General features: G+C 57.0%; 9 protein-coding genes and 1 pseudogene. 6 read left to right on the top strand and 4 right to left on the bottom strand.

The window, feature by feature from the left end; translation table 11 throughout:
* Positions 1 to 358: 358 nt before the first annotated feature.
* The 3 genes and pseudogenes from ABRP31_RS15455 to ABRP31_RS15445 all read left to right on the top strand — a co-directional run.
* Positions 359 to 1519 (top strand): annotated as a pseudogene (locus ABRP31_RS15455) (HAMP domain-containing protein); the annotation flags it as partial.
* Positions 1520 to 2383 (top strand): methyl-accepting chemotaxis protein, encoded by an 864-nt coding sequence (locus ABRP31_RS15450; protein WP_372489444.1) that lies wholly within the window; start codon positions 1520 to 1522, stop codon positions 2381 to 2383. It begins immediately after the preceding pseudogene.
* Positions 2384 to 2513: 130 nt separating this feature from the next.
* Positions 2514 to 3731: a diguanylate cyclase gene (locus ABRP31_RS15445; RefSeq protein WP_349969195.1), complete on the top strand. Its 1218-nt coding sequence runs from the start codon at positions 2514 to 2516 to the stop codon at positions 3729 to 3731.
* A gap of 58 nt (positions 3732 to 3789) precedes the next feature.
* On the opposite strand, the gene ABRP31_RS15440 is transcribed toward ABRP31_RS15445, so the two are convergent.
* From ABRP31_RS15440 to ABRP31_RS15430, 3 genes are all read right to left on the bottom strand, one after another.
* Complete coding sequence (locus ABRP31_RS15440) at positions 3790 to 4980, bottom strand: MFS transporter (protein ID WP_349969193.1); 1191 nt, start codon at positions 4978 to 4980, stop codon at positions 3790 to 3792.
* Position 4981: 1 nt separating this feature from the next.
* Positions 4982 to 6985, bottom strand: coding sequence for a TonB-dependent receptor (locus ABRP31_RS15435; protein ID WP_349969191.1), 2004 nt, complete (start codon positions 6983 to 6985; stop codon positions 4982 to 4984).
* A 111-nt stretch (positions 6986 to 7096) separates the two neighbouring features.
* Positions 7097 to 8002 (bottom strand): AraC family transcriptional regulator, encoded by a 906-nt coding sequence (locus ABRP31_RS15430; RefSeq protein ID WP_349969188.1) that lies wholly within the window; start codon positions 8000 to 8002, stop codon positions 7097 to 7099.
* Between the two features lie 149 nt (positions 8003 to 8151).
* On the opposite strand from ABRP31_RS15430, the gene ABRP31_RS15425 reads away from it, so the two are divergent.
* A complete protein-coding gene (locus ABRP31_RS15425) occupies positions 8152 to 9354 on the top strand; it encodes an FAD-dependent monooxygenase (protein WP_349969186.1) in 1203 nt (400 codons plus the stop codon).
* 8 nt (positions 9355 to 9362) lie between these two features.
* On the opposite strand, the gene ABRP31_RS15420 is transcribed toward ABRP31_RS15425, so the two are convergent.
* A complete protein-coding gene (locus ABRP31_RS15420) occupies positions 9363 to 9962 on the bottom strand; it encodes a TetR family transcriptional regulator (RefSeq protein ID WP_349969184.1) in 600 nt (199 codons plus the stop codon).
* Between the two features lie 131 nt (positions 9963 to 10093).
* On the opposite strand from ABRP31_RS15420, the gene ABRP31_RS15415 reads away from it, so the two are divergent.
* Entirely contained in the window at positions 10094 to 11176 is a 1083-nt protein-coding gene (locus tag ABRP31_RS15415; RefSeq protein ID WP_349969182.1) for an alkene reductase, read from the top strand.
* Positions 11177 to 11227: 51 nt separating this feature from the next.
* Entirely contained in the window at positions 11228 to 12016 is a 789-nt protein-coding gene (locus ABRP31_RS15410) for an SDR family oxidoreductase (protein WP_349969180.1), read from the top strand.
* Positions 12017 to 12075 lie beyond the last annotated feature (59 nt).

Below are 12075 nucleotides of genomic sequence, written 5' to 3'. Positions count from 1 at the left end.
TGATAATAAATTAAATAACCTGATAGTAAGCACTGTTATGGGGCCTTTCCTATGCCCATGGATTCTGTACGGAAAAAGATGTCTATCAGGTCAGGAAAAAGCGCTGGCATATAGCCACTCGTCGATGAAATTCAATAAAAATCGAAATATTGCCGAAACAACGAATATCCACGCAACTTTCTACAGGCCTTACGAGTCGGAGCTTTGACCTTGATGATGTCTCATGGCCATTATTTGGGTTGCGCTTGTTATGCCTTGCTTTCAAGTGCGTTGGAAAGGGGTCAAAGAAGTCCCTTATAAGAGAAACGGATAGTTCTCACCCCAATAGAAAATTGCCCACCAGGGCCGTGAGAATCCTATGAACATCTTTGCTCCTGCCGTTTACCTGTCCAGTCGTTTACGCTTTCCCGCAAAATTCGCACTGCTTGCATTCATTGTTCTGATCGCGTTGTCACTCCTTGCTGCTCGAATAGTCCACCAAATCAATGACAGCATTGATGGGGTGCACTCAGAACAGCTCGGCCAGCGCTATTTGATGGATGTAACGCCCGTCCTTCGACTGTCGATGTTGCAACGTGCACTGACCAACCGATTGCTGAGTGGTGACCCCACTGCTCAAGCTGATTTCGCCGCCAACCAGGCGAAGCTTCAGGAAGCATTTTCCAGGCTTGAGTCGACTGACCGGCAATACAACGTGGTGCTGGAAACCGGCGACCGAGTGCAGCGTTTACGCGCCGGGGCGCAGCGGCTCATTGATCAGGTCAAGCCCGGTGCCAATCAGGCGAAGGCGTTCGATGAGTGGAACGATCAGCTTACCCAGACACTGAATTTCATCTATTTCGTTTCAGCCACGTCAGGCATGGTGCTGGATGAGGATTACGCGTCGCTGTTCATGATTGACCAAAGCACCCTCAGGTTGCCTCGACAAATCAACATTGTTGGGCAGCTACGAGGCTTGGCCAGTGGGTTGCGCAACGGACAACCGTTAACTGACAGCACCCGGTCTGCATTGCAATCACTGCTCAAGCAAGAAGCCCAGATACGCACAGAGCTCCAGCAGAGCATCAGTCTCTTGCGTCGCAAGGAACCCGCCCTTGCTGACACCATCCAGCTGCCTGTTACCAACGCACTGTCGAACCTCGACAGTTTTCGCAACGATGTTGAAGCGTTAACGCGCTCGACGAGCGACACCATCAGCGGGGTGCAGGACCTGCCCGCAAAAGGTAACGCTGTTGTCGCCGATTTGTATAAGGCCCAGGACATGCTGCAGGAATCGCTGTCGGCTTTGCTGGAGAAGAGAATCGGCGAAAAATCAGCGGACAGAGCGTTCATATTGGGAGCGTTAGCCTTCATGGGGTTGCTACTGATCTATTCATTCGCTGGTATCTACACGTCTATGCGCCGTGCTATCCAGGATGTACTGAGCGCTACGCAACTCATTGCCCAAGGCGACCTCACCGCTCGCGCGAAAGTGCAGGGTAAAGATGAGATGGCAGACATCGGCAATGGCCTTAACCACATGGCGCAGGCGTTCAGCACGTCGTTGACTCAGGTTGAGCAGAGCTCACATTCGGTATCAGATGCTGCCCAACGCCTGGGCTTGTCTATTGATCGCGCCAAGCAGTCAATGAGCTCCCAGCAGGGTGAGACTGAGCAAGTGGCTACGGCTATCAACGAGATGACCGCAAGCGTCGCAGATGTTGCGCAAAATACCGAGGGTGCCGCACGAGCGGCGGAACAAGCCAGCCAGGCTTCAAGCACTGGTCTGGCAGTCATGCGCGACACTCGATTGACCGTCGAGGAGCTGGCCAATGAAGTCGAAGCCAGCGCTGAGAAAGTGTCTGCTCTTGCGCTGCACAGTCAGGAAATCGGCGGCGTAATTGAGGTCATCCGCAACATCGCTGATCAAACCAATCTGTTGGCGCTGAACGCTGCCATCGAAGCGGCCCGCGCAGGAGAGCAGGGCCGTGGCTTCGCGGTCGTCGCTGATGAGGTCCGCACTCTCGCATCACGCACGCAGAATTCGACCGAGGAAATCCGTCGGATCATTCAAGAGCTGCAACTCGCAACGACGGCTGCTGTAGAGCAAATGAAAGCGGGACGCCATAGAGCGCAGGATTGTATTGCGTCTGCCGATCAAGCCGCAGCCAGCCTTGATGAAATCAACAACGGTGTTGAGCGAATTGTCGGGATGAACACCCAGATCGCCAGTGCTGCGGTGCAGCAGCATGCGGTGTCTGAAGACATCAACCGTAACGTGACTGAAATTCGTAACGGGAGCGAGGCACTCAGGGAGGAGATCGAAGATAACGCCGTCACCGCTAACGAGTTGTCAACGTTGGCTGGCGAGCTACGAATGGTGGTGTCACGTTTCAAAATGTAGAACCTGACCACTGACTTTCATGACGCCTAACCGCAGCGATCGCTGTTTTCCGATCGCTGCGGTTATCTGGATAGCAACAGGCTCCAATTGAGCTATCCGTACCGATTCTCCCTTGCCGTTGCGGTGCCGCATGCTGAATACCCTCCTGGATCGTCCCTGCACCAAAGATCCTCAAACGCTGATCGAGGTCGAGCAGACCATCGCGTCAGGTGTGCGTGCATTGCGCTTCAGCGACGAACTTGAGCGACGCTATGAAGCAGAAACGCTGGAACGCCGGCGTCGATTCATCACAATTGTCGGTATCGGAGGAGGGCTGGTTTACAACCTGTTCCTGATCAGCGACTGGCTGACGCTGCGTGATGTGTTTACCTATGTGGCAGTAGGGCGCTTGTGCCTGATTACCCCTCTGTTCATCGTGCTTTTGCTTCTGGTTCAACGTCTGACGCAACGGTGGGCGTTGGAAACCGTTGCGGCAACTGGCACTGTCGTGGCTTCGTTGATGCCGTTGGTGGTGATGATCTACAGCGATAGCCCTTACAGGCTTCACTACCAATTGGGGATGCTGTTGCTGATGGTGTATTGCACGATGATCCAGCAGCTACCGTTGCGTTACGCTGCACTTGCGATGAGCGTGATGTTGGTCATCCAGTTGGTGACGACCTACATTGCTGATTTCGCAGACTTGCGGATCTGGCAAGCCAATGCGCTGTTGTTTGTGGCGACAGTGGCGCTGTTGTTAATGGCGTCTTATTTCCTGGAGCGGGGCAGTCGCATGAGCTATCTGTTCGCGCTGCGAGGGCGTCTTTTGCAGGTGCAACTGATGGAGATGGCGCGCACTGATGCGCTCACTCAATTGTTCAATCGGCGTTATCAGGACGAAGTACTGACGTCGGTCTGGGGGCACGCCTTGCACACGCCCACCAACGTGGCCGTCATCCTGCTGGATATTGATCACTTCAAAGTCTACAACGACAGCTATGGCCACCCGCAGGGCGATACCTGCCTGAGATTGTTGAGCGAAGCTATTCAGCAGACAGCGACACATTCAGGCGCGCTGACGTTTCGTTTTGGTGGCGAAGAGATTCTGGTGTTGATGATTAATGCAGATGTCAGCAAAGCCAGCACATTAGCCGAGAAGCTACGGGCCGCAGTCGCCGCACTCAATGTTCCGCACCCGGTACTGGGCGAAGACGCCCGCGTCACTATCAGTCTGGGGCTGGCGGTTGCAGCCGCACCTCAGGTCAGTGCCGGAGCCTTGATCGGTGCAGCTGACGCTGCGCTTTATGCCGCCAAGCATGCGGGGCGTGATTGCCTTCGCTGGACCGAGCCTGAGACGATCAGCCACTGATTTTCCAATACTTGCGATTTGTATGCTTTAGAAGCTTCTGATTCACTGAGGCAGTCACTCATATTGGAATACCCACAGTCTGGCGCTGTAGTTTCAAGCACAGCTTTCGAGCAGGCCACAGACAAATACAGGCAACTCCCGCCAAACCCGACAACAGTTGCGGGTATCCCACGTAATGTGCGACTTGCAGGGTAGCCAGTGATGCCAGCATTGCCACGGCTGCATCCGTTGACTGGAGCAAGGCGTAATCCGAGGCAGGTTGATGGGGACGTACTTGTCCCATCAGCAAGTTGTACAAGGTGACGAAGCCGATTGCAGCGGCAACGTTGACCACCGCGAACAGTAAAAGCCACATCTGTAAATCAAATATCCGCGCACCGCAGGCCGCGGCGAGGGTGATACCGGCGTGGATCAGCATGCTCGGCATCAGGCAGCGCCATGTGCCCAAGCGCCTTGCCATCCAGCTACCGATCAAGATGCCCAGCCCACTGGCAAATGTGCCGTACAAGGTGGCGATCATTCCTAACTGACTGAAGTCCAGGCCATTGTCCACTAGCATGACCGTTTGTAGAGCCATCAACCCTCGCATGGCGAGGTAATAAACAGCCACCAGACAAATTACTGGCCACATGGCTTGAATGCTTCGGCGATCCAGTCGCGGGAGAGTGTCGGGTTCAGGTCGCTTGTGGCTCGCGGGTAGCCAACCCAGCGGTAGCAGCAGGCTGGGGGAAAGCAGCGCCATCGCTATGAACCCGCCACGCCAACCCCAGTGCTGAGCCAGGTACAAGAACGCCAGGCTGCCGACTACGACGCCGAGGTAGCTGCCCCCCACTTGGGCGGCGTTGGCAAACGGCCGTTCATGGCTGTCACAGGTGGTAATAGTGATGGCGTCGGCGTAAATATCATGTGTGGCTGACAATGCCGCCAGTAACAGAAGCGCCATCAGGATGAGATAAAGCGAGTGCTCCGGTGTCAGTGCACTGATCACCAACAGAGTCGTAGCCATGCCCAATTGCAGAAGGATCAGGCTGCCCAGATAACGATTACCCCGCAAACTCAGGCAATGACGCTCGCACCACGGCGCCCAGAGGCATTTGCCTACCCACGGAAGAAACGTTAGCCACAACAGGCTTAGGCTGGCCAGGCTGAGTCCTTGATGGCGAAAATAGGCCACTACTCCTTGTAACATCAATGCGCTCAGCATTCCTTGATGCAGGTAGTAACACCAGTAGGGCAGATAGCGGCGCATGCTAGAACGAAGCCTTGATGCTCAGCCCCATCTCGCGGCTGTGGCCAGGTTGGGCAAACTGTTGCCCGGCCGACTCGTAGGCATAGGTTCTATACAACTTATCACTCAGATTGTTGCCGTAGAGCGCCAATTCAAGATCCGGCTTGGGCAGCCAGGCAAGGCGGGCGTCCAGGAGGCTATAGCCGCTCTGGGCTACCTGGTTGTCGACGTCAAAATAATGCTTGCCGGTATAGCTCAGGCCAACGCTGGGGCGGACCTCGCCCAGCACGCCATCGAAGTACAGGCTGTGCTCTGCCGAAACCCGCAAAGTACGTTTCGGAGTAAAAGTCAGCTGATCACCCTGACGATCCGAGTTCAACAGGCGATTACGATTCAGAGTGCCTGCCACGCGCAGTCGGGTGGCATCGGTGGCTTGCCAGTCAAGAGACAACTCCACGCCCTCGCTGCGGGCCTTGCCGATGTTCGCCAGGGACTGAGTACCGGTGCCTGCATCGCCTACGAATTGCTGGACGTCTTCGATATCAATGCGATACAGCGCGCCATTGAGCCACACCTTCTTGTCCAGCAGACTCGCTTTGATGCCAACCTCCATGTTCAGGGATTTTTCCGGTGCATAAGCGACAGCGTCCGGGGTAATCGCGCCGATACGGTTGTAGCCGCCAGCTTTGAAGCCCTTACTCATCGATGCGTATAGCCGAGCATCTGGCGTTGCCTGGAAACCCAGGGCGACCTTCGGCGTGGTGCTGGTGAACGTGTCGTTGCCGCTGTATTCAAAGCCGGGGGTGAACGCCGCATTCTGCTGCACATAGCGCGTTTCGGCCTTTTCCTGACTATGCCGGGCACCGAAGGTCAGGTCCCAACGACTGGTCAGATGCCAGATGAACTCGCCAAATACGGATTTTTCGGTATTTTCGATACGGCTGTCTGCTTGCCCGTAGACGCCGGACAAAGGTGCGCCGGTATCCGGCTCTCGTTGTGAATGGCTTTTGCTGTTCTGCCAGTAAAGGCCTGTAACCATATCCCATGACCGATCCTCGCCTTGGGTCGACAGACGCAGCTCCTGGCTGAGAGTGCGCTGGGTTTCCGGCCAGAGGAAACCTAAGTCACCAAACAGTCGCTCATGCCGGTAGTTCTGCAGAGCGCTAATGGAGGTCAGGCGCCAGTTGTCATTGAGGCTCCAGTCCATCGTAGCGCTGCTGCTTTCCACTCGGCGTACATACACTGACTCCATCAGAGGGACGCTGGCCCGGCGCTTGCCATAGGTCTCGTCGGCGAGGTACTGCTCGTCGTATGAACGCAGCTTGTCCCGGGCGTAGGCCAGACGCAGGCTCAAGTCCTCATTGGCCTTGAACAGCAGGCCCACACGGCCGCCGCCATTGTCGCTGTCCCCATGGTGTTCACTGCGGGTCAACTCGCCATCCGTATCGTCGTGGTAAACCGCCCCTTGGACATACAGCCGATCGCTGACCAAAGGGGCTGAGCCGCTCGCAGAAACTTGCTGGTGAAGATTGCTGAAGCGGCTTTGCACGGTGGAAGTCGGCGTTTCGTCGGGCTGACGGGTAGTGATACTCAGCGCTCCCGCATGAGCGTTACGACCATACAAGGTGCCTTGCGGTCCTTTGAGCAACTCGATTTGCTCGATGTCGAGCAACTCCTGATTGAAGGTGCCCAGATACTGTGGAACACCGTCGACATAAATTCCGACTGGGGCGTTGTAGGGATCAGAGGACGAGATGCCGCGCATGCTCAGGCTGGGAAAGAGGCCTGCCCCAGTATTACGTACCAGTATCTCGGGGAATACCCGCTCTAACTCGCCGCTGCGGTAGACATTGGCTTGCTCGAGGTCTGCCGGAGTGGCTACCGCCAAAGCAAGATCTGTCTGGTTCTGAGCCTGGACGCGCTTGCTGGCGGTAACTTTCAGCTCTGGCAAGGTCAGGGTCGAATCGGCAAAGGCGCATGGCACGATCGAGAACAGTACCGCAAGGCTGATAAAAGAGCGTTGCATGGAAATAACCTGAAGAGGGGATATGGCCAGATGGTCGCGGTATAAAGATTGGCCTGCGCGCGTGATCAGGGTATCGGCGCGTGTGATCGGGTCATTTGTTGATAGTGGTTATCATTTGCCTGGTGTTTCACAGCGGTTACGATAGTCGCTGGGTGCAATTCCGTGGTGGCGACGAAATACTTTGGCGAAGTGACTAGGGTTGGAGTAACCCGCTTCCAGCGCAGCATCTACTACCCGCTTGCCTTGTTGCAACCGCTCGGCAGCCAACTCCATACGCAGATCCTGAAGCAGCGCATACGCGCCTTTCCCATATGCGTGTCGAAACCCTTGTTTGAGCTTGCGCACATTAAGTGCCACGGCTTCAGCCAGTGTTTCCAGCGTCCAGGGTTCAGCGGGACGTGCTTTGAGTAATCCATATGCCTGTTCGATACGTGCCCGGTCACGCGCGCCAACGGCGGGCTGGTGCTGCCCGCTTTGCAGATAGCCAACCATTTCGCCAAGCATCTCGAACGCCTTGCCCCGCAGGAAAATTTCCCGGGCCACTCCTTGCAGCGGACAATCGAGCATCGCCATGCCGACTTTGCGTATCACTGTCGGCGCAGGGAATTGCACCAGCCTCGCCTGGCCGTCACCGGAGATGCGCCTGTCCCACAGACCGGCTTTATCGAGCAAGTGCTGGTCAAGCCCGATGCGACTGAGTACCTGGGGGGAAAAGCTTATATTGACCCCGCGCACCCGGGTATTGGCCGCCAGCACCCCTTCACCTTGAATTGCAACGGTTCCGTGGTACAGGCAGCAGGTATCGGGGCTCAGCAACATGAATGGCGTATCGGCAAATTGCCGCCAGCCGCCGCCCAACGCGTAGTAGGCGATCGACAGCGATGGTTCGCTCTTGGCCTGGATCCGGCAGTCCTCGGCAAGCAGCAGGTCGAGGACGCGAATGTCGAGTTCCTCGTCGGCCAGATTGACGAAGGTAGGGGAGAGTGGCTGATCGCCAACGTAGTGATTGATGGACATGGAACAGGCCCTGGATGCGCGATGGCAAATGATAACATTTATCATTAAAGGGCTGATCGCGCGCGTTTCATCCCTGATCACGCGCGCGTAGTTATTGTGTGGCCTGCATTCTCCTGACCATTGTCGACGTACAAAGAAAGGGATAACCAGTGTCAGCGAGAATTCTGATTCAAGGCGCCGGGATCGCCGGGTTGGCTGCTGCCTGGTGGCTGAAGCAGCGCGGGTTTACTCCGGTCATCGTCGAAAAGTCTCCTGACCTGCGATGTGACGGTTTTGTTCTCAGTCTGGGCGGCAGCGGTTACCGGATTGCCGGGCAAATGGGCATCCTTGATGGCCTTGAAGCCAAGGGCGTGGAATTGGGCCGTACCCTGTTTCGGGACAGTCAGGGACGCGATGTGCTGCTGATAGACCATCGCAAGCATCTGCGCCAGACCAATCTGCTGCCGGTATGTCGCGATGATCTGGTGATGGCGCTTCACCGGAAGTTGGGTGATCAAGTGCCGATTCGCTTCAGCACTCAGGTTCATACTCTTGAGCAGGGGGAGGACGGCGTGGAGGTGTGGTTCAACAACCACGAGCACGAGCGCTTTGACTTTGTTGTGGGGGCCGATGGCTGCTTCTCGTCTTTGCGTCAGCGCTACTTTGCCAGTGACGAGGAGTGCCTCAAATCCCTTGGCTACAGCGCAGCTGCTTTTACTCTGCAAGGGCAGTCGGCTCAAGTAGGCGAGCGGCATGTGTCGTTCTCTGAACCCGGTTATACCGTCGAACTCTACGGGATGCGCAAGGACCTGCTGGCCGCGCTGTTCGTCTGGCAAGACAGTGACGGGCTGCGGGTGCCCCGTGAGCAGCGTGCCGTCTGGTTGCAGAAAATGTTCTCACACGCCCACCAGGATATTCAGTCGGCATTGGCCGCCAGGCCAGAAGGCTTTTATCTTGATCATTTGATGCAAGTACATTTAACCAACTGGCACCAGAACCGGCTGGTACTGCTGGGCGACGCTGCTCACTGCCTGACCCTCGCTTCGGGGCGGGGCGCGAGCATGGCTCTCACCGGTGCCTGGCTGCTGGCCGAGGAACTGGCCCGCAGTTGTGACGTTCAAGCCTTGAGCCGCTACGAAGCGCGTCTGCGACCAGACATCGACATTCTGCAGGCGCTAGCTCCGCGCATGGCCGCCTGGTATGTGCCCACCACACGTTATAGCTGGCACATGCGTAACCTGTTCATGCGTTTCACCCCGGACTGGCTGGCAGGCTGGATGCTGCGTCGGACTTTTACTCGCCTGGACCAAGGGCCTTTGAGCGAAGCGGTGCGTTTGGCGGCCCCCGTGCCTCTAGTCAACAAGGACGGTTAGATGAATCTTCAAGGCTCTGCGTGCTCAGCCAGAGATGCGTCCGGAGGCAGTGCCCCAAGAATAGCCGCGCGACTCGCCGCAAGAATTTCATCCGCAAGTGGCGAGTTATCCGGGCAGGCGCGGGACATGACGATTGCCCCGAGTGCTTGCGCCATTATGGCAAGGCGTTTGGCACGCGCCTGGGCCGAGTCCGCGTCGTTCGGCGGCTCAGCACCACCTCGCAACACGGCCAACTGAGTTTCAATACCTGTGGCAAATGTCGCGCGAACGTCCTCATCTTTGCGGGCAGCATCTGCGCACAACGACGCCATCGTGCAGCCAGTGGCGCGGTTGTCGCGGTGCTCGCGGGAAAGATAAACCTCAACGAACTCTTGAACCGATGCACCTGCAGTCAGCGCCGCAGACTGGGCGATGCCGCACGCCGCTGACTCTGCCATCAGATCGGCCTTGGAGCCGAAGTGCTTGTAAAAACCGCCCTGAGTGAAGCCAGCCGCCGCCATTAGATCGGCAATGCCAACCCCGTCATAACCGCGCTCGCGAAAAAGAGCCGACGCGGTTTCGACGATGTGCGCGCGATTCGCCTGGGCCTGTTGCTTGGTAACTTTCATCGCTTATCCAACAAGGTTTGTACCGGAATGAGTTCGACACTATACATTGATGTCGTTCGACATCAAACGGTTGACATTTTAGATTGTGATCGTAATCATTGGCATCACTCACACAGCAGAAGCCAAAACAAATGTCCGACAAAACGCTATTCGAACCTTATCTTCTCGGCGATCTGACCCTCGCCAACCGCGTCGTCATGGCGCCATTGACCCGTAACCGTGCAGGTGCCGGTCTGGTCCCCGGCGAATTGGCTGCCACTTACTATGCCCAACGCGCTTCGGCGGGGCTGATCATCACCGAGGCCACGCAAGTTTCGGCGCAGGCTCAGGGTTATCAGGATACCCCCGGTCTTTACACGCCAGAGCAAATCGCGGGCTGGCGTAAGGTCACCGATGCCGTGCACGCCAAGGGCGGTCGCATTTTCGTGCAGCTTTGGCATGTAGGCCGCGTTTCCCACGTTGATTTGCAGCCGGGTGGCGCGTCGCCGGTCGCGCCTTCAGCAATTCGGGCGCAGACCAAAGTCTTCGTCAACAATGAGTTTGCCGACACTTCCGAGCCGCGCGCGCTTCAACTCGCCGAACTGCCAGGCATCGTTAATGATTTTCGCCAGGCAGCTGCCAACGCCATTGCTGCGGGCTTCGACGGTGTAGAGATCCACGGGGCCAACGGCTATTTGTTGGAACAGTTCATCAAGGATGGGGCCAACCAGCGTACCGACGCCTACGGCGGATCGGTCGAGAATCGCTCACGTCTGTTGCTGGAAGTCGTAACAGCCGTGGTTAAAGAAATCGGAGCAGATCGGACTGGCGTGCGTATCTCGCCGGTTTCGCCTGCCAATGCGATTTCCAGTAGCGACCCGCAACCGCAGTACGAGTACATCGTTGAGCAACTCAGCAGTCTGGGCGTTGTTTTTCTGCATGTGGTTGAGGGGGCAACGGGTGGTCCACGTGATGTGGCCGAATTCGACTATGGCGCACTGCGCAGCCGTTTCAAGCGGACGTATCTCGCCAATAACGGCTACGACCTGAAACTCGCCACTGCCCACCTCAACACTGACAAGGCTGACCTGTTTGCCTTTGGGCGTCCTTTCATCAGCAACCCCGATCTGGTGGAGCGATTGAAGACCGGCGCACCACTGGCGCAGCCCAATCCAGCCACCCTCTATGGCGGCGGCGCAGCGGGCTATACCGACTACCCGAGCATTTCAGACTGAAGCTCTTGGCTATCAGAGCAAAAATCGAACCCCATATTGAAGGATTCCCCCATGACAAAGCTTGCGACTGTACTCATCACCGGCGCCTCTACCGGTATCGGCGCCACCTATGCCAAACGCTTCGCCAGCCGTGGTCACGATCTGGTTCTGGTGGCACGGGACAAGACCCGACTTGACGCGCTGGCAGCGCACTTGCGCGAGGAAAACGGCGTTGCAGTTGAAGTGCTTCAAGCCGACTTGACCCGCGCCGCCGACCTCACTGCACTCGAAACCCGCCTGCGCGATGACGCTGATATCGGCATTCTCATCAACAACGCTGGCATGGCTCAGTCGGGCGGGTTCGTCCAGCAGAATGCTGACGCTATCGAAAAGCTGATCACCCTTAACATCACCGCACTGACCCGTTTGGCCGCCGCAGTCGCACCGCGTTTTGCGCAGTCGGGCACTGGCTCAATCGTCAATATCGGCTCAGTAGTGGGTTTGGCTCCAGAGTTCGGCATGACAGTTTACGGTGCCACCAAGGCATTTGTGCTGTTCCTGTCTCAAGGCTTGAACGTGGAGCTGTCGCCCAAGGGCGTTTACGTCCAGGCCGTTCTGCCTGCAGCGACGCGCACTGAGATATGGGAAAGGGCGGGGATCGACGTCAACACCATCGCCGATGTGATGGAGGTTGACGAGCTGGTCGATGCGGCATTGGTTGGGTTTGACCTGCGCGAACTCGTCACCATTCCACCGCTGCACGTCGCAGAGCGCTGGGATGCACTGGATGCCGCGCGTCAGGGCTTGCTATCGGATATCCGCCAGGCCCATGCCGCCGAGCGCTATCAGCCCAAAGCCTGATGGTTCTGGTTTCGTAATGACCATGCTCCCTGCACCGTTGGCGTGGGGGGGCGTACCTC

It is taken from the genome of Pseudomonas caspiana (genome assembly GCF_040224095.2).
Classification (GTDB): domain Bacteria; phylum Pseudomonadota; class Gammaproteobacteria; order Pseudomonadales; family Pseudomonadaceae; genus Aquipseudomonas; species Aquipseudomonas caspiana.
This window is presented reverse-complemented; position numbering and strand designations above follow the sequence as displayed.